Annotated in this window: 16 protein-coding genes; 6 read left to right on the top strand and 10 right to left on the bottom strand. The window is 42.3% G+C overall.

What is annotated here, in order from left to right; all coding sequences use genetic code 11:
* The 5 genes from GX654_09805 to GX654_09785 form a co-directional block, all read left to right on the top strand.
* On the top strand, positions 1-1956 hold a 1956-nt coding region (locus GX654_09805), incomplete at its 5' end, for a hypothetical protein (protein ID NLD37150.1).
* Between the two features lie 271 nt (positions 1957-2227).
* The gene (locus tag GX654_09800; protein ID NLD37149.1) at positions 2228-3226 is read left to right on the top strand and encodes a uroporphyrinogen decarboxylase (URO-D); all 999 of its coding nucleotides are present in this window, start codon (positions 2228-2230) and stop codon (positions 3224-3226) included.
* Between the two features lie 238 nt (positions 3227-3464).
* Positions 3465-4874, top strand: coding sequence for a sigma-54-dependent Fis family transcriptional regulator (locus tag GX654_09795; GenBank protein ID NLD37148.1), 1410 nt, complete (start codon positions 3465-3467; stop codon positions 4872-4874).
* Between the two features lie 206 nt (positions 4875-5080).
* The gene (locus GX654_09790; GenBank protein ID NLD37147.1) at positions 5081-5749 is read left to right on the top strand and encodes a TraR/DksA family transcriptional regulator; all 669 of its coding nucleotides are present in this window, start codon (positions 5081-5083) and stop codon (positions 5747-5749) included.
* Positions 5750-5996: 247 nt separating this feature from the next.
* Positions 5997-6923, top strand: a complete 927-nt coding sequence (locus tag GX654_09785; GenBank protein ID NLD37146.1) for a hypothetical protein — start codon at positions 5997-5999, stop codon at positions 6921-6923.
* Here GX654_09785 and GX654_09780 read toward each other — a convergent pair whose 3' ends face one another.
* The 6 genes from GX654_09780 to GX654_09755 all read right to left on the bottom strand — a co-directional run bounded on the left by GX654_09780 (position 6924) and on the right by GX654_09755 (position 14484).
* Entirely contained in the window at positions 6924-8858 is a 1935-nt protein-coding gene (locus GX654_09780; GenBank protein NLD37145.1) for a response regulator, read from the bottom strand.
* Between the two features lie 78 nt (positions 8859-8936).
* Positions 8937-11123 (bottom strand): HDOD domain-containing protein, encoded by a 2187-nt coding sequence (locus tag GX654_09775; GenBank protein ID NLD37144.1) that lies wholly within the window; start codon positions 11121-11123, stop codon positions 8937-8939.
* Between the two features lie 351 nt (positions 11124-11474).
* Positions 11475-11915 carry a hypothetical protein gene (locus GX654_09770; GenBank protein NLD37143.1) on the bottom strand — a complete coding sequence of 147 codons (441 nt, stop codon included), beginning with the start codon at positions 11913-11915 and terminating at the stop codon, positions 11475-11477.
* A gap of 51 nt (positions 11916-11966) precedes the next feature.
* Positions 11967-12470, bottom strand: a complete 504-nt coding sequence (locus GX654_09765; GenBank protein NLD37142.1) for a hypothetical protein — start codon at positions 12468-12470, stop codon at positions 11967-11969.
* A gap of 231 nt (positions 12471-12701) precedes the next feature.
* On the bottom strand, positions 12702-14330 hold the full coding sequence (gene hcp / locus GX654_09760) for a hydroxylamine reductase (protein ID NLD37141.1): 1629 nt from the start codon (positions 14328-14330) through the stop codon (positions 12702-12704).
* Entirely contained in the window at positions 14311-14484 is a 174-nt protein-coding gene (locus tag GX654_09755; protein NLD37140.1) for a hypothetical protein, read from the bottom strand. Before GX654_09755 ends, hcp begins: the two co-directional genes overlap by 20 nt.
* A gap of 34 nt (positions 14485-14518) precedes the next feature.
* Here GX654_09755 and GX654_09750 point away from each other — a divergent pair, with 34 nt between their 5' ends.
* The gene (locus GX654_09750; protein NLD37139.1) at positions 14519-15313 is read left to right on the top strand and encodes a hypothetical protein; all 795 of its coding nucleotides are present in this window, start codon (positions 14519-14521) and stop codon (positions 15311-15313) included.
* Here GX654_09750 and GX654_09745 read toward each other — a convergent pair.
* Genes GX654_09745 through GX654_09730 form a run of 4 tightly spaced genes read right to left on the bottom strand, consistent with a single transcriptional unit; the run spans position 15306 to position 18879 of the window.
* Entirely contained in the window at positions 15306-16505 is a 1200-nt protein-coding gene (locus tag GX654_09745; protein NLD37138.1) for a phosphofructokinase, read from the bottom strand. The two genes, GX654_09750 and GX654_09745, sit on opposite strands and share 8 nt — an antisense overlap.
* Positions 16506-16541: 36 nt before the next feature.
* Entirely contained in the window at positions 16542-17978 is a 1437-nt protein-coding gene (locus GX654_09740) for a DisA protein (protein NLD37137.1), read from the bottom strand.
* Between the two features lie 5 nt (positions 17979-17983).
* The gene (locus tag GX654_09735; GenBank protein ID NLD37136.1) at positions 17984-18460 is read right to left on the bottom strand and encodes a DUF2914 domain-containing protein; all 477 of its coding nucleotides are present in this window, start codon (positions 18458-18460) and stop codon (positions 17984-17986) included.
* Positions 18460-18879, bottom strand: coding sequence for a universal stress protein (locus GX654_09730; GenBank protein NLD37135.1), 420 nt, complete (start codon positions 18877-18879; stop codon positions 18460-18462). Before GX654_09730 ends, GX654_09735 begins: the two co-directional genes overlap by 1 nt.
* Positions 18880-18951: the final 72 nt, after the last annotated feature.

Raw genomic sequence — 18951 nt, 5'->3', positions numbered from 1 at the left:
TCAGTTAATATTAATGTAACATGGGTTAATGCTGCCCCTACTGCTAATGCAGGCCCTGATCAGACTAAAGCAGAAGGTCTTGTTGTTACACTTAATGGTTCAGGTTCTTCTGACCCGGATGGTAGCATCCTTACATACCTCTGGACACAGACCGGCGGTACGGCTGTTACACTTAGCAGCGCTACAACAGTTCAGCCCTCCTTTACGGCCCCCAATGTCGGTGAGGCAGGCGCAACACTTACATTCAGCCTTAAGGTGACAGACCCCCAGGGTCTAAATAGCACCGATACAATTGCTATCAATGTAACAAATATAAATGCTGCTCCGACTGCTAATGCAGGCGCTGACCAGACAAAGGCTGAAGGAGAGACGGTTACCCTTAACGGCTCAGGTTCATCTGATCCGGATGGCAGCACTCTTAGATACCTCTGGACACAGACCGGCGGCGCTGCGGTAGGACTTAGCAGCTCTACAGCAATTCAGCCCACTTTTGTTGTCCCTGATGTAGCACAAGCCAGTGCAACACTTACATTCAGCCTTACAGTAACCGATCCGCAGGGTTTACAGGGTACAGATACGGTTGTTATTAATGTAAAATATACAAATGCTGCCCCTATTGCCAATGCCGGCCCGGATCAGAATATGGAGGAAGGCGAGGTAGTTATCCTTAACGGTTTAAACTCTATTGATCCGGATGGCACAATAGCCTCATATGAATGGAAACAGACAAGCGGAACCATAGTTACACTGAGTGGATCTACTGTGGCGCAGCCCACCTTTACGGCCCCATATGTCAATCCCGAAGGTGAAACATTAATCTTTGAATTGACAGTAACCGATTCTCAGGGTCTCAAAAGCACAGACTCATGTATAATCAATATAGTATGGGTAAATGATCCACCAACAGCAGATGCAGGTGATGATCAGAATATTAATGAAGGTCAGCAGGTAACCCTTCAAGGCATAGATTCCATTGACCCGGATGGTACAATAGCATCTTATCAGTGGAAACAGACAAGCGGACCTATAGTTACTCTGAGCAACTCTGCAGCGGCACAGCCGACCTTTATGGCACCATATGTTAACCCTGAAGGTGAATCTCTTACATTTGAATTGACAGTAACCGATTCAGAAGGTTTAAAGAGCTCTGATTCAGTTATTATCAATGTATTATGGGTAAATGACCCACCTGTGGCCAACGCAGGAAAAGATCAAAATGTCACCTCAGGGAAATTAGTAACCCTTAACGGCTCAGGCTCTGTTGATCATGACGGGTATATAGTATCCTATATATGGACCCAGTTAAGTGGTACGCCTGTAACACTTAAAAACCCGGCAACAGTAAAACCGACCTTTACAGCAAAAACAAACCTGATAAGCGAGACACTGGTATTTCAGCTCGTAGTAACTGATAATGGCGGCTTGAAATCCTCAAGTGAATGCACTGTAAAGGTAACCAGATCAACCCGCACTATAAGAAGCATGTGGAACCTTGTCACTCTCTGGAAATCCACACAAACGACAACGGTTCACAGCACCCTTTCATCAATAATGGATAATATTATCAGTATATGGTCATACGACAATGGATCATGGAAGGTGTATGACCCATCAAAACCAGAGACCATCAGTACACTCAATGAGCTTGCCCCTGGAAAGGCTGTATGGATGAATATGAGTCAGGATGCTGAGCTGACCATCTCCTATGATGTAGCTGCTGACCCGGTTAGTCTGACACCCGGATGGAACCTTGTAGGATATAATTCACCAGTATCAAGGAATGTATCTGATGCTATATCCACCATCTCAAGGAATGTAAAGAGCGTGTGGACATATGAAGATGGAAAATGGAGGGTTTTTGACCCCCAGAATCCTGGGCTCAGCGATCTTAATGTCATGGAGCCGGGATTTGGTTACTGGGTTAAGGTAGATAAACAATGTTCATGGACATACTGATATAAAAAAACACTGATTATTCTGTCCATCCAATCATATAGCGGGGGTTTAAAATGCCCCCGCATTCTTTTTTAGTAATCAATAAACATAAATAAACCCTGCACCAATACGGATATCCGGTAGAGTTTGATACAATTAAAATCACCAATTTTTCCAGAAAGGTTAATAAGTTAAGAGTTATTATCACCACAATTTTCTTGACACATAATGCTATCCCAAATATATTCCAATCATATTGATTAACATAAATATTTTCAGGAGGTTTTCAGATATGAATAAAAAAGAGCAATTTCTGTCCGTGTTAAATAATGAGCAGCCCATGAAATGGATGGGTTATGGGTTTGATGCATTTCCTCAGATTATGTTTCACTGTGTAATAGATCCTATTTCTATCTGGGATATTCTCCAGTTTTCAGGCGAAGCGGCTATTGATAACTGGGGTGGTACACTTCGATTTCTGCCCGGTGACCCTGGAATCATTCCCATTGTCAATAAAAACAACCAGGTAATCAAAGACATTACAAAATGGAAAGATTATGTCAAATTTCCAAAAATCCCAAAACTGGACTGGAGTGATGCCAAAAGAACAATCGATGGAATTGACAGGGATACTACAATGGTCATGGTTCCTACCTTCCGCGGGCTGTTTGAACGCACTCACTGCCTGATGGTATTTGAAGACGCGCTGATGAACATGTATGGTGAGCCTGAATCCATGTACGAATTTTTTGAAGCCTATACGGACTGGAAGCTTGAGGTAGTAAAACAGCTAATTGACAACCTTGAGCCGGATGTTATCCACTCCCATGATGACTGGGGCTCAAAGGACAACCTGTTTTTTTCACCGGATACATTTCGTGAAGTGCTTAAACCTCATTACGCCCGTCTATACAGCTATATAAAAAGCCGCGGTGTCCTTGTACAGCATCACTCAGACACCTACTGCATGGGACTCGAAAAAGATATGGTAGATATAGGCATTGATATGTGGCAGGGAGCTATGTCCACAAATGATATACAGCTAGTCAAGAAAAACACTAACAATAAAATGCTCATTATGGGCGGTATCAGGCAGCATGTAATCGACCAGGCGGATGCTACAGAAGAATTAATTCGCTCAGAAGTTCGCTGGGCGATAGATAAATTTGCCCCGGGTGGTTCATACCTCCCATGTATCCCGAGCCTTGAGACTATTAACAAGCATGTAACACCTATCGTTATAGACGAATGTAACCGTTACGGCGCCGAATGGCTTAAGAAACAGGGCTAATCCAATTAGTTTATTATTATAAAACGCCCCTCTTTACTATTTGAAAGAGGGGCGTTTTAATTTTTAAACTCTCTTCCATGCCTGTACTGATTTTTATCTCACTTTTTGCGAAGGTGAATATCTCCTTTTGGTTAGCCTTTTTAAAATGCATCCCAGGTAATAAAAAACTTTTTTGACAGGGCTCTTTATGATAGAGCTAGAATAAATTATAACCTTATTCAAACCGGAAAATCAGGTGATGCAAAACATACTCTTATTATCAAAAAACCCGGATGTATACCGGCAGCTTATGCCCTGTTTTGGGCAAGAGATTCAGATCGGCAAGGCTGAAAATGATACCCAGGCCATCTCAATGCTTCAGACAAGGCGTTATGAGTATCTGTTTATGGATATCTCCCTGTTTAGTATGTCTGAAAAGAATGGCGTCAGTTACAAGAACTATTTACAGTCATTCATGAGCCTGTACCCTGCCCTTGACATTATTATTATCACTTCAGTTGAAAGGATAAGAGAAGCGGTAAATGCGGTTAAGGAGGGTGCAAGCGATTACATACTGTTTCCGATCAAACCCGATGAAGTTAATTCTGTTTTAAAGAATATTAAAGATTCTCTTATTGCCCGGTCAGAGCCTGATTTTTTAAAAGACAGGCTGAAAGATACTGATATACAGCAGACCATGAGGACCGCAAATGCAAAGATGAAAGCGGTCTATGAAAAACTCAAGTCTGTATCCCCAACGAACAGCACAGTGCTTATTACAGGCGAGACCGGGACAGGAAAAGGGGTTATTGCAACGCTGATACACCGCTACAGCAGCAGAAAGGATGCCCAGTTTATCAGCGTCCACTGCGGGGCCATACCTGACACACTATTAGAAAGCGAACTCTTCGGCCATGAGAGGGGGGCATTCACAAGCGCAATAAAGCGTAAACTGGGCAAATTTGAGATTGCCGATAAGGGAACGATCTTTCTTGACGAGATAGGCACAATAACCCCTGCTGCACAGATCAAACTGTTACAGATCCTTCAAGACGGTATATTCCAGCGTGTTGGAGGAGAGGTTACAATCCATACGGATGCCAGGATCATTGCCGCCACAAATATGGATCTTAAAAAAATGTGCGAGGATGGCGAGTTCAGAAAGGATCTCTATTACAGGCTTAATGTCTTTCCCATAGAGGTACCCCTTTTAAAAGATCGGTCTGAAGACATACCCCATCTTGCCATGATGTTTCTTAACAAGATGAATAAGCATAACACAAAGGCTATTAAAGGCTTTTCACCTGATGTGATAGAGGCATTTATGCATTACCCCTGGCCAGGAAATATCAGGGAGCTTGAAAACCTAATAGAGAGAGCATATATACTTGAGACCGGTTCAATCCTGCAACCTGACAGTTTTCCAGTGGAAATATTTCAGTACAACCATCTGGATGTCGATAACACAAGAAAACGTACCGGAAACCTTGCAAATATCCGGAAAAAGGGCATTGAAGAGATTGAAAAAAATTACCTCATGGATCTTCTTAATGAGACTATGGGGCGTATAAATCAAGCGGCAGAAACAGCAGGGATAACGACAAGACAAATACATAAGCTGCTTACAAAATACAATATACACAAGGAAGATTATAAAGGCAGAAAATAGAATAGGGGAAGGATATTGTCAGGGCAATGCCATTGTTGGCTTTATATAATCAGTTACAAGATTTTGGCATAAATTCTGCATTTATGTCCCTAAAAAAAATAATAATATAATGCATTTTTTTCTTGATTCATGATTGATTTTACTTTATTTGATGCCTTTTTTAATAGAACACTATATCTCTCATGCATAGACGGGAAGGAGATTTCATGAAAAAAAATTCAAAAGGGGTTGATTCTTCAAAGCAGAAGAAAAAAATTATACCCCCTATACTTAATAATAAACCTGAAAAAAAGATAAGAATAAAGGAAAGAACTGACCATTTCAGGGCAAGATTCGATTCCCATCTTCTGGCAAAAAAGAGGGAACTGGAAGGGGTAATTGACTCTCTGATAAAGGAAAACGCCGAAGATTTCAGTAAGATATCCTTTGATGGAATGATAGATGAACTGGACCGCACAGACAGGGAGATGGCGGCACAGAATTATTACAGGTTTCTGGACCGCAAGAAATTTGAGCTAAAGAGGATTGAGGCACTGATTTACCGGTTAAAACATGACCAGGACTTCGGGATATGTGAAGAGTGCGAGAGACCGATCCCGGAAGCGAGATTAATGATTGTCCCTGAAGCTGTCCTTTGTGTTGCATGTCAGGAGGAGCTTGAAAAGATAGAATCAAGGGCAAATCTTGCTGCGAGTTCTAGCAAGGGTCTTCCATACAGAGACGATTATGAACCTGATGAGGAGACTGAGAACATAGATGATGCCGGTCTAGTTACAAAGGCCGGTTCCGAATCAATGTCTCTAATGGATATGGAAGAGATAGATCTGCTGGATATACCAGAGGCCCCTGAAGAGGAGAATGAAACAACTCCGTAATGTGACGACTGCATCTCATAGGACTTTTAAACCTTAACGCTCCCCATCACAGAATACGGCCCGACATAGCTTTAATGACGCATGGATCAGGATTCAACCTGTAAACCTTTTGTCAGGATTTTACGTATCTCTTCATATGGCTTATTCTGGACATGGATTACCTTGACATATTAAACCTACCCTGAGAATATAACGTCTGATAAAACAAACTCAAAACGATAATTAGAACAATAAGGAGATACCCCCTATGACGGACCTAAAATCAAAATCAGAGTATGAAAAGTACGCTATCAGGCAGCCTGATATGGCCCTTTTTCCAAAAGTAAAGGGACGTGAACCCATAATGACCTACCTGAACAACATACTTTTTCCGGGCGTGCCATATCATATAGACATGAGCTTTATTACCTCTGTACCTGAACCGCATATATTTGAACACGCAATCGATTATGACCGCATATATATCTTCTGGAGCACAGATCATAAAAATCCACAAGCGCTTGGTGCAACAATCGAGTGCTATATTGGCGGATACAGAACCGAATTCAGCAATACTACAAGCCTGTTTATTCCGAAGGGGGTAAGGCTTGGCCCTGTCAACTGGCTCAAGGTAAATCGCCCCCATATCATGATGGAGTTTATACTCGGGACTGGCGATAGCTCTGTTTTAAAAACAAGCGGTATGTTTGAACCTAAAGATGCACTCCCCCAAAAAAGAGATGATATCAACTATGAGCAGTATGTAATAAGAAGCCCGTTGAGAGAGGCCGGAGATCCCAGGCAGGGGCCATACAGGATGTATCCAACCATGACCTACATGAGTTCAAGGCAGTGTAAGGCCAACAATAACTATATAGAATTCGGATATGTCTGGGATATAGTGGAACCGCCGCTTCCAAGGATGACCCATCATAATTTTGATGAGATCGTACTCCATTTCGGGAGTGACCCTGACAACCCGACCTCACTTGGCGGGCACATGAGGTTTGATGTTGGCAGGGATAAACTTGAGTTTGATACAAACTACTGTATATGGCTTCCAAAGGGGCTGTCGCATGGCCCGCTAATATGGTATGATATAAAAAAACCATTTATTGAGATGGCCATCATGCTAAATGCCGGCACGGTTGAAGAATATGCAAAGGATGCCAATTTTGAGTTTGATGTAAAATAATTACATGGCATTAGCCACTGACCTGGTATAGTTATCGAGAAAATAGCCCAGAGATTCATACTGGGTTGAAGTAAGATCCTTGAACTGTATTCCACGCCTTCTAACTGTAACATCGGTCAGGTCCCTTGAATGATTCAGAACAATATCTGAAACAGTCCTGCAGTGTATATCATCCATCACAAATCTTCTGTCAGAGGTCATGATGGAGTATTTACCATTTTCCACAATCTGGTTTTTGATACTGTAATATTTGAATGCCATGCCCGACCTGCTTATGTCGACCATACTGTGCTTCTTTTCAGGTCTTGAAGCAGAGACAACAAAGATATCCTCTTTCATGGCAAACCTGTCATCGACCCTCCTCTCCTTTTTCTTTGCACTTAGTACCTTTTTTATGGCCTTTGCGAGGGTGGTTGTCCTGACAGGCTTTGACAGAATTTCAAATATCCCCCTGTTTTTAAGATTTTCCGGTTCAACCCTGTTATTGAAGCCAGTGCATATAATAACAGGCATATTTTCTCTTAGTTCCTGTATTCTTGCGGCCAGCATATCACCTGTTATCTTAGGCATGGTCATATCGGTTATAACGAGATCAAAGGCATCTGGGTTATCTTGAAATACCTCAATGGCCCTGCTGCTTTCAGTAAAGGCGCTCACCCTGTAACCGAGCTGCTCCATCATGATCTTCATTGTATCTGCGATCATGAATTCATCATCAACAAGAAGTATGTTCTCCTTGCCACCCTGGATGAACTCAGGATCATGTGCGGTTTCACAATCCAATATGGCGTCAATAACCGGGATATGGATGGTGAAAACAGTTCCTTTGCCAACACTGCTTTGAACCCTGATTGACCCACCGTGATTTTTGATTATACCGTGCACCACAGCTAGCCCCATGCCTGTACCCTTTCCCGGCTCCTTTGTAGTAAAATAGGGATCAAATACCCTTTTTATTATCTCCTCTGGTATACCCTGACCTGTATCTGATACTGTTATCTCTACATAACGGCCCTGCGGGAGGTCGCCTAAATCTGCACATACATCAGAGTCAAAATCCTTTAATTTAATGCCAACCTCTATTATCCCCCCAACCCCATTCATTGCATGGGATGCGTTTGTGCACAGGTTAACCATGACCTGATTGAGCTGGGTCTGATCTCCCATTACAGCAACCTTTAAAACGGCAAAGTCTCTTTTTATCTCTATATTTGATGGCAGGCTCGATCTCATCAGCCTTAGTGATTCTTCTATGCTTGAAATCAGATCAACAGGTTTTTTCACGGCGTCAGAAACCCTTGAAAAGCTTAAGAGCCTGCTGACCATCTCTTCAGCCCTTGAGCTTGCTGTAATAATATTGTTCAGAAACTGCCTGACCTGGCTCTCTTTAGGTGTTGTCCTTAGCGCCAGCTCTGTATTGCCTATAATTATACCAAGGGTATTATTGAAGTCATGCGCCATCCCACCTGCAAGCGTGCCTATAGCCTCCATTTTTTGTGACTGCCTGAGCTGAAGCTCAAGCTGATTTTTTTCTGACTGTATCAGCCTTTTCTCATCTTTTGATCTCTTGTGCCTGATTGCATTTTCAACCCTTATCATCATTTCTTCTGCATCAAAGGGTTTTCTTATATAGTCTGATGCCCCTTTCCTTATGGCCTTTATGGCTGAATCCATTGTAATGTCACCGGTCATGATGATAAAAATGGTGTCAAGATCAAGATCAGTTACTGACTCCATGATCTGGAAACCGTTCATGACAGGCATCATAACATCAAGTATTGCAAGATCAAATCTTCTCTGATGCAGGAATTCCACCGCCTCAAGGGCATCGTTGGTTACAGTAATGTCATATGCCCTTCTGCCTAAGACAGCCTTTACACTGGCAGCCACCACCGTATCATCATCTACGATCAATATCTTTGCGTCCGTATCCATAAAAATCCTCTTGAAGCATTATTAAATAAGTACTCTGTTTTTCATGCCGTCAAATCTCAATCTCTGATAAATATATAACTAGGTTACCGGCATTGTTATATTAAAGCGTGCTCCCCTTTCGTTGTTATTATCAAAGGTAATTGTCCCGCCCATCCTTTTAACTAGTTCATAGACTATCAGTAATCCCAGGCCGTCATGATCAGCCTTTGTGGTAGACTGCTTTTTAAATACACCGGCCTTAAGGTTATCCGGAATACCAGGGCCATCATCGGATACAGATATCTCTATCCTTTCTCTGCCAGCCTCTATACTGCTCGGCCTTGAATCAACGCTCTTACTTTCTGGCTTATATTGCACAGCCACGGTAATATTTCCGCCACCAGGCATGGCCTCTATAGCGTTATTAACAAGGTTGATCAAAACCTGCCTGAAGGCATCCCTGTCTATCATTATTTCAGGGATATTTTCTTCAGCCTGGACTGTTATGTTTATTTCAGGCCCGTTAACCCTGCTGTTTTTTATGAGCATGATTGTATCTGAAACGATATTCTTTATGTTCGATGTAGATTTTTCTTTTGTTTCACCAGGGGAGGAGGATGACTTGAAATCCTTTAAAAGCTTTGCGATACGGTTAAGTTCATCATCAATTATCTTTATCTCATTGCTCTCAACATTTATATCATCAAGCTTCATGTTTAGAACCTTGAGAAAATTCTTTATAGCACTGAGCGGATTATTTATTTCATGGATCAGCTTTCTAGTTTGTATAGAATCAGAGCTGTTTTTATTTCCGGATGCACCTGTCTCATTTTGGACATCATCTTCTGTTAAACAGGGCAAAATAGATTCAATAAGCCCCCTTATTCTGTGACCTTCTGCACCCTTAAAAAGACCCGGGGAATTAACCCCTGCAACAAGCACCCCTGAACAACTGCCATTTCTGATAAGAGGTACACAGTATAACCCCGCTACGTTCATGTAATTTGATACCTGGAGATCAAAAAGGCCTGGCGCTGTATTATCCACCCGGTCAAGGGAGTTGATCTCCATGCCCATGAGAAATGAGGTAACTATTATACTCTCTTTTTCATCCAGAGAAATTATAAGGTCATTTTTGAGAGAGGTATTATCAGGCACTTTCAGGTTAATGCCATAAAGTAATTTTCTATCTATATTTTGCCTGAAATATAGGATTTCATCTAGCCCTGAAAGGGTATGTATTGCCTGTCCGATAACCCTTAAACGGTCATTTTTATTTACAGTCTTCTGTATCCTCTCAGCCATGACGGCAACCAGGGAGTGAGCACCTGCATCACCTGTAGATCTCATTTCTATTGCTGAATCAGGCTGGTACACAGGCTCGCCTTTATTAAACCTGGGCTCAATACCGAGCTTCATCAGCCTGCCCTGGGCCTTAAGGTCAGCGATTGAGATAAATTCATCTATCTGATTCGGTGAAAAGCCGAACAATTCCTTTCCGGTTTCAAGATATCTCATGCGATCTCCACCATCTTTACCTTCAACCATACTGGAAAGATAGACCAGCTTTACCAGCATGTTTGCCTGTCTGACCTTATTGAGTGGATGGTGATGATAAAAAATAGCATCAGCAAGAAATGGAAACGCGCCCCAACCTTCAACCATGCGGGCGCCCACAAAACAGTGATTAATGCCAAGCGCATTCTCTTCAGACAGCACATGACCACTGAAATCAATACTGCCTGATGTAATTATCCTGCTGTAAACTACCGGAAACCTTGCTGTAAGAACATAAGCACCAAGATTATGCAGAAGCGCAGCTATATAGGCGCAATAATGGGATGGATAGCCTGTTTCATCGGCTAACAGGAGAGCGAGGTTTGCGGCCTTGATGGCTGCATACAAATTCTGATCTGTATATGGGTGAATGCCTTGAGATTTCCGGATGTTATGGCTTCGTTCTATATAGTCTTTTAACAGGCTCACAACAATGTCGCTGCCAATTAACTTTATTACACCATTAATACCGGTAATGTTACTGCCTTCTTTTAAAAATGATGAATGCGCAACATTAAGGAGGTTGTATGTGATGGCAGGACTTACTGCGATAAAGTCCCTGATCTCGTCACGAAAAACTTTGCCTGCTATTTTTTCACTGATAAGGCCGTCCAGCACCGGGGGTTCAATAGGCATGAATGATATATCGCCTGTAATGGATTCAACAGCGCCTTTTGTCTCACTGTTAAATGCTTTCCTGCGATAATATGTTGAGTTCCATTGAGTCATCCGGTGCTTCTTTATTCTATAACGAGTTAATCGATATATTTATATGAACAAATAGTTCTTTTTCGAAAAATTGCATCCGATCATGCATGGAAACAGGGCTCATTGGGCACCTGTTGTTTTTTTGTGCTATATATCAATACACCTGTCTTGTCAACAAAATATGGGGTATTTCCCTGTTTTTTATAACTATATGTAGTAGTTAGACAATAGCAATCATATAATTATGCTCTTTTATTGCATTATAATTGCATTATCTTGACATTATTTTGATATGGAAAAATAAATAAAAATTCCCTTAAACATGCGAGACAAGGGAATTTTTATTTAAACAAGTAAGAATCCGTCTGATATCTATTCGTATTTTAAGGTCGGCCCCGCAGTAAAGTGCATAATAGGCCTCTTCACATTTTTGATAATCAGGGGGCCATGCTCAATGCCCGCAGGAATGTATGAGGCAAAGCTTTCAGTAATGTTATAGGTCTTTCCGTCTATAGTAAACTCTATCTCGGCACCAAGATCATAGATATTGTCATAATTATACCCGTAGAACCCGATCATCTCACCCCAGGAATGTTTATGTGCCTCTATCTTTGTGATGCCTTTTTTAAATTCTTCACCAGGCATAATCCACATTGCCTCACTGTAGAAATCTGTTTCAGGAATAACATCAGCATCAAGGTGGACAATCCGTCTGAAAAGTTTAGTATCCATCTGCGGACGAAACGACGGGAATGTAACATTTGGTTTATCTGCCATTATAAAGTATTTAGCATGTTTTTGTTCGGACATCATGACTCCTTAATATTTATATAGCCTGAAAACAGTAACACTGCATGGCTGACATTATGAATAACTCTGACCAGGGCCAACCGTATAATGAAATACAGGTGACTCAATGGCGCTCAATACCTTTAAAGGGCAATGGACCATACCGGCAGGGATATAGACCATAAAGCTCTTATCAAGTATAAATTTTTCATTCTCCATCCAGAATTCTATTGTTACACCCAGATAGGTCGGATCATCAGGATTGCATCCAAACATTGTGAGCACCTCGGAAAATTCATGGGCATGGGCAGCAACCCCTGCGGCCTTTTCAAGCTCTTCCCTTGTCAGCGCAGGTTTCGGCCTCTGATCCTTGAATGTAGAGGGCCATATCCATGTACTCTCCGCATAAAAGGCGCCTGGAATAACTTCACCGTCCATCCAGTTAATATGCTCAAGCTCAAGACGAAACCCGTCTTTATCGTATCCTCTGCCTATTACCTGATCACCCTTGTAGTCGGGCATCTTTTCAATATGCTTCAGATCGGTGCTGATGTAGGGGCCATATTTTGAATTTGCCATCTGGATCATCTCCTTCTGGAAATACCTGACAGGCATCTCCGGTTGTATTTACATCTCCGCTTAAAGCGAAAGGGAGCGATTATATTTATCAGGGCATACCATGTCAAGTAATTTTGTACATTTTTTCTATTCTTTTCAGTACGTTATAGCGAACTATAAATATACGAACTGGTTCAGCCAGAAGAACTTTCTGTCCACCATTTTAAGGTGGACAGGGAGTAATAAGGAAGGTTAACCCAGGATTGCCTTCAGGTCATTATCAGGCGTTGTAATGGGCATGATGTTGAAGTTTTTCACCAGGACATCAAGTACATTCGGTGTGATAAAGGCCGGAAGTGATGGCCCGAGCCTGATATTCTTGATGCCAAGGTAGAGAAGGGTTAAAAGTATTGCGCATGCCTTTTGTTCATACCATGAGAGGATCATGGAAAGAGGAAGGTCATTAACCCCGCAGTTAAATGCCTTTGAAAGGGCGACTGCTATCTGTATGGCAGAGTACGCATCATTGCACTGGCCAACATCAAGCAGCCTTGGTATGCCGCCTATATCTCCAAGTTTTTTATCAAAAAACCTGAACTTACCACAGGCAAGCGTAAGCACAACACAGTCTGCAGGCACCTTCTCGACAAATTCTGTGTAATAGTTTCTACCTGGCTTTGCACCGTCACAACCGGCAACCAGGAAGAAATGTTTTATTGCCCCGCCCTTTACAGCCTCAATCACCTTGCCGGCAACACCCATAACTGCATTGTGTGCAAATCCGCACATGACAGTGCCTTTATCCTCATCCTGGGTAAAACCAGGCATCTCAAGGGCCTTTTGAACAACTGCGGAAAAATCGGAATTATTAACATGTTTTACACCGGGCCATCCCACAAGCCCTGTTGTAAAGATATTATCGCTATAGCTTTCCTGCGGTTTCTGGATGCAGTTTGTTGTCATAAGAATAGCACCCGGGAATGCGGCGAATTCCTTTGCCTGATTCTGCCATGCAGTGCCGTAATGACCGTAAAAATGGCTGTATTTCTTGAGATTAGGGTATGCATGGACAGGGAGCATCTCACCGTGGGTGTAGACATAGATACCCTTGCCTTCTGTCTGTTTCAGGATCGTCTCCATATCTATAAGGTCATGGCCTGAAACAAGGATTGCCTTGCCCTTTTTATGTCCCAGGGGAACAGTGGTTGGCACCGGATGACCAAATCTGGTTGTATGACCTCTGTCCAACAGCTCCATAGCCTTAAGGTTTACCTCCCCGCATTTAAGGGCAATGCCTACCCAGTCATTAAGTGTAAGATCTTTATTAAGCATTGCCGCAAGCCCCTCATGCACATATGCGTAGACCGCATCATCTTCCTCTCCCAATAGATGTGCATGATCCGCATAGGCGCATAATCCCTTTATTCCATAAAGGGTGGTATGCTGAAGAGAAAGTATATCCGGGTTGATGAATGTGTCAGACTTTGGCCCAACAGTCTCACCCTTTGCTACAAGCTCTATTATGGATTCAGGAGGATTATAGGTTGCAGCACCTTCTGTAAAGGAGGTCTTGCCGCCTGCCCCTGCGATCCGCTTTTTCAACTGTTCTCTCAGCTCAGCGCATCTTTTTATTAACTTTACAAACCTGGCGCTGTCAAAATCCACATTAGTCAGGGTGGAAAATACCGCTTCACAGGTAAACACATTGACATCACGATCACTGATCCCCAGCTTTCTTCCCTCTACCGCATAGAGTGACAAACCTTCCACCATGTAGATCAACAGGTCCTGCAATGCAGCAACATCTGGCTGCTTACCGCAAACACCTATCTTTGTACATCCCTCACCCTTTGCCGTCTGTTCACATTGATAACAAAACATAATAAATATCCTCCTTGATAAAAGTTAATTGGCATTCCTTATTTTTGCCTGATAATAACCACAAACAGGAAACAGGACATTGACCTATGTCAATTAATTTAATTATATATTTTTCTTTTGAAATTTTCATCATTTTGTTATCTTCTTCCATCATAATGGATTCAAAACAGAGGGATTAAAAGTAGAAGATGACACAAAAAATATGGATTGATGAAGAGGAAAGGGAAATGGCTGAAGAGCTGGCTATCCACACAAATAAGATGGATGCGCTGGCTACCCTTGCAAATGGCATAGCCCATGATTTCAACAATATCCTGTCAGGTATAGTGGGATACTCTGAAGTGGCATTGAGTATGGCTGAAAAGGAAAAGCCGGTAGCAAATATCCTTGAAAGGATACTGGATGCATGTGAACGCGCTAAAACGCTTATAGACCCGATCCTCGCATTCAGCAGGCAGAACTGGCAGGCAGGCGATGAAGAGCCTATGCAAATAGCGCCTGTTATCAGGGAGGTCATTGAACTTCTGAAGGCTTCACTCCCCGCAAATATCAAGATAAAGGAAAACATCATTTGTGATAAAGGTATAATATTTGCTTCAAAGGCCATGATCCATAAGGCTGTCATGAATCTCTGTACAAACGCCATCCAGGCAATGAAGGATAAGGGTGGAACCCTTGCCATAGAACTGAAAAATGTAGAGGTTGATCAGGCATCTGCCATATCTGACAATATCACGACAGGCAGTTATATCATGCTTTCAGTCAGTGACACAGGCCCTGGTATTCCTCAAAATATCATGAAAAGGATATTTGACCCCTACTTCACCACTAAAGGAAATGGTGAAGGCACAGGACTGGGGCTTTCGGTTGTGTACGGTGTAATAAAAAACAATAAAGGCTCTGTAAAGGTAAAGAGCATCCCTGGCACAAAGACCACCTTTGAAATACTCCTGCCGCAGATTGAGATTACAGGGCTCAGTTAGTCATTATAAAAAGCGGTTTCATTTCAAAGCTTTTATACTGGGGCCTGAGTCTTTTTGTGTCATAGTGTTTTTCAACATCCACAACCTTTTTTGAGCTCGTAATCACCTCAATGGGCATATTGTCATACCTGCCGTTTTTGAGCACAACAATCCGGCCATGAATCTTGTCCATTATAAGATCAAGGGCAAGATTCCCGTATGCCATGGGGACAATCGAGTCAATTGCATCAGGATCACCACCCCTCACCAGATAACCCAGCTTCTGGTTTATTGTATCTATGGGTCGCCCGTTATTAAATTTGGCAGATCGTTCCCTTAACTCAGAAGAGACAAGATCGCCTATACCACCCAGCTTCTTATGGCCGTATGCATCTGTCCGCGCCTCCTGAAAAATCATCTCCCCTCCCTCAAACATGGCGCCTTCAGATACAAGCACAACAGAGTAGCGGCTCGGATTGAGTTTACGGTCTTCAGTCAGAAGCTGGGTTAACAGCTCCATATCAAACTTATATTCAGGAATTACACAGCGGTTAGCTGCACCTGCCATGGCAGGAAGCATTGCAGTAAAGCCAGCATACCGGCCAAATACCTCCAGCACAAGAAACCTTTCATGTGACCCGGCTGATGTGCGCAGGCTGTTTGTAATGGAAATGGTGCGGGTAACACAGGTGCTGAAACCTATGCAGTAGTCTGTACCAGGCACATCATTATCCATTGTCTTTGGTATGGCGACTATTTTTACCCCTTCCTTAAATAATCTAACACCGTAACTTAAGGTATCATCACCGCCAATAGGTATAAGGTAGTCAACACCAAGAAAATCGAGATTTTTAAGGACATCAGGGGTAAGATCATTGACATCTCCTGTGTATTTATCTTTAAGGTGGTTCGGCACACGTTCTTTTCCTACATGGCTTGGCCTTGTCCTTGAGGTGTGAAGGAATGTCCCGCCAGTCCTTCCAGCCTTGTTTACAATCTCTTCTGTCAGAACCTGATAATGGTCGGAATTATCGGCATTCTTATCAGGGTTAATCTCTATTATTCCCTGCCACCCGTGACGGATACCGATCACCTGATACCCCTCCCTGATTGCCCTGATCGTTATGGCCCTGATTGCAGGATTAAGCCCAGGGACATCCCCTCCGCCAGTAAGTATTGCAATAACGCCTTTGGTATTCGGGTTTTTTGCCATTGTTCCCTCCTTAAAAAGCAAATATTGACTAAAATACTACTGCCCCTGAATTGTATCTTCTCGTCTTGAAACTATATATTCCATGGTAAACTTGCCATTGGAACCATTTTCAATTTTTATATTGTCATCAAGCTCAAGATTAACCGACATCATACCGCTTTCAGTGATGTTTTCAAGGGGTACCTTGTCTGAATAAACAGTAGATATATCATTCAGCAACAGGCTCGGGCCGCTTAAAATGGCAATAGCCGGTTTGAATGAGACACTGGTTATCTGTATACCCTTAGCCTTTTTTCCCTTCCACTCTGCCTGGATCGGGACGTTTTTCCTGGAGTATTTATCTAACACAATATTAATTGATGAAGGGGTTGTATTTCTTAAAAAAACACCTGGTGGAAGTGAGATATTATCATTTGTTATATAAAAAAGGTTTTTACCAATTTCAGCATTACTCAGATCAATGGTAACCTTTACATTCCCTGGGGTAAGGTTTTTTAAAAGTGTTGCTGAACCGTTCAGGTTTACTGAAACAGTTTTAACTGATGTGTCAAGCAGTATCATGTCCTGCTGGCTTCCTGTATACTCAACAGGCACCTCAAGGGTAATAATGGTATCAACACCCCTTGTAAAACTCAGCCAAATACCTGTAATCAGCAGTAGACATATGGCAGCGGCTGCCACAAATTTCAGCTTCTCTTTTCTGTAGTCGGTTCTCTTTCCATCCACTATACCGAGGTGCTTTTTGATGCGGTTTGAAAGCTCTTCCTCTGTATATATATTGAAAATTTCCCCTGACTTTGCAATGACAACATTCTTTCTCTCCTCGGATGACACTATAATCAGGGCATCCGTGTTTTCGGAAAGACCGGCTGCCGCCCGGTGACGCATGCCATAATAGGAAGGGAGATCCTTCCTATGGGACAAAGGTAAAACAGCGCCTACCTGCGTAATCCTGCTGCCCTGAATAATGGCGGCGCCATCATGAACAGGGTTTTCATGCCAGAAAACGCTAAGTATCATCTCCTTTGAAATCGAGCCATCCCATTTGATACCGCTGTGTACAGAGTCATTTATATCCTCCTTGCCAGGGATGACCATAATTGCCCCTGTACCTCTTTTTGCCATCTCAAATATGGCCTCGGAAATTATATTCACGGGGGTTTCCACTTCAAGGTGACGGGTTTCCCATAACAGTGCCCTGATATTTTTTGCCTGAAGGACAGTCCTTATCTCATTCCTGAAGATCACTATTATTATGATTGTAGCAACAGCTGTAAACCCCTGAACCGCCCAGCTCGTGACTATCAGCCCCACATAAAGGGCAATCTTCTGGAATATCCACAAAACTAATAATCCCATGATTACACGTAATACATTCGTGCCTTTGAACAAGACATAGAGTCTGAACAGTATGTAGCTCATAATCAGGATATCTAAAATATCCCGCCATCTGTAGATAAATTCATGTGCCATAATAATCAGTCTGTTATGCTGAACCTGATGATAGTGAGGACATTATCTTCAGCATCGGTAATCTCCACTCGCCACGGGCCTTTATCGCTTTCCCTCAAATCTATCCTGCTGTATGTTTTATAACTCGGAGGTTTTATAGAAAGCGGATATTTCTTTTCTAATTTATCATTAAAATAATACTTGTGAAAGATCTCTGACACGCCATAAACAGGGTCAAAATAGGTGAAACAGAAGAGTCTTTCTATGCCTGCTGAAAATACAACCCCCTCGTGAACCGGTTTACTTTTTTCTATCTTTTCACAGAGAACTGCCTGCTTTAATACAGGTGGTGCAAATTTTTCAGCAGCAGGCCCCTCTTCTGTAAAACCGGGCAAAGAGAATATTATTGCCAGAAATGAGGCGGTTATGACAAGCCTCACTATCCCGGTTTTATTAAATCTGAACCCCATCACCTTTTTTAAGGATGTATATATTTCAAACATTATTTCACCATCATCACAGGACAGGGAGCAAGGATACCGACCCTGTAACTGATAGTTGCCCAGCCGTCATTGCTCTCCATCTCATTCAGTTTATGTGAACTCAAGATGATCAGGTCTATACCTTTCACGGATGCATATTTTACTATTTCATGAACACGCCTGCCATAGATTATGTCCGTGTGGATTTTTATATTATCGGTTTCATACCTTCTTGCAATCTTTGCCATATTTTTTTCAGCACGGGCAGCAATTTTATCATAAAACTCCCTGAATTCATCTCCCTCATCGTCCTCAATTGTCTCAACCACATGCAGAAGGGTTATATGGCATGGTTTCCCCTTACCCATACCTGCTGCAATTTCAATGGCCTTAAGGCTCTTTTCTGTAAGGTCAGTTGGCACAAGGATATTCCTGAACATAATCTATTTCTCTCTAATGGTTAATCTTGGCAAAGTTATACCATATATACCTGCCCATAAACAATAATTTTT

Origin of the sequence: Desulfatiglans sp., assembly GCA_012513605.1 — a bacterium.
GTDB lineage: Bacteria > Desulfobacterota > DSM-4660 > Desulfatiglandales > HGW-15 > JAAZBV01.
Note: the sequence above shows the minus strand (reverse complement) of the source record. Positions and strands in the feature narration are given on the sequence as shown.

What these genes read in the sequence shown, in the direction of transcription:
- GX654_09800 (NLD37149.1), top strand. Translation starts at nt 2,228, where the DNA reads ATGAATAAAAAAGAGCAATTTCTGTCCGTGTTAAATAATGAGCAGCCC.
- GX654_09735 (NLD37136.1), bottom strand. Translation starts at nt 18,460, where the DNA reads ATGTTTGAAATATATACATCCTTAAAAAAGGTGATGGGGTTCAGATTT.
- GX654_09740 (NLD37137.1), bottom strand. Translation starts at nt 17,978, where the DNA reads ATGGCACATGAATTTATCTACAGATGGCGGGATATTTTAGATATCCTG.
- GX654_09785 (NLD37146.1), top strand. Translation starts at nt 5,997, where the DNA reads ATGACGGACCTAAAATCAAAATCAGAGTATGAAAAGTACGCTATCAGG.
- GX654_09775 (NLD37144.1), bottom strand. Translation starts at nt 11,123, where the DNA reads ATGACTCAATGGAACTCAACATATTATCGCAGGAAAGCATTTAACAGT.
- GX654_09755 (NLD37140.1), bottom strand. Translation starts at nt 14,484, where the DNA reads ATGATGGAAGAAGATAACAAAATGATGAAAATTTCAAAAGAAAAATAT.
- GX654_09790 (NLD37147.1), top strand. Translation starts at nt 5,081, where the DNA reads ATGAAAAAAAATTCAAAAGGGGTTGATTCTTCAAAGCAGAAGAAAAAA.
- GX654_09770 (NLD37143.1), bottom strand. Translation starts at nt 11,915, where the DNA reads ATGATGTCCGAACAAAAACATGCTAAATACTTTATAATGGCAGATAAA.
- GX654_09780 (NLD37145.1), bottom strand. Translation starts at nt 8,858, where the DNA reads ATGGATACGGACGCAAAGATATTGATCGTAGATGATGATACGGTGGTG.
- GX654_09765 (NLD37142.1), bottom strand. Translation starts at nt 12,470, where the DNA reads ATGGCAAATTCAAAATATGGCCCCTACATCAGCACCGATCTGAAGCAT.
- GX654_09795 (NLD37148.1), top strand. Translation starts at nt 3,465, where the DNA reads ATGCAAAACATACTCTTATTATCAAAAAACCCGGATGTATACCGGCAG.
- GX654_09730 (NLD37135.1), bottom strand. Translation starts at nt 18,879, where the DNA reads ATGTTCAGGAATATCCTTGTGCCAACTGACCTTACAGAAAAGAGCCTT.
- GX654_09750 (NLD37139.1), top strand. Translation starts at nt 14,519, where the DNA reads ATGACACAAAAAATATGGATTGATGAAGAGGAAAGGGAAATGGCTGAA.
- hcp (NLD37141.1), bottom strand. Translation starts at nt 14,330, where the DNA reads ATGTTTTGTTATCAATGTGAACAGACGGCAAAGGGTGAGGGATGTACA.
- GX654_09745 (NLD37138.1), bottom strand. Translation starts at nt 16,505, where the DNA reads ATGGCAAAAAACCCGAATACCAAAGGCGTTATTGCAATACTTACTGGC.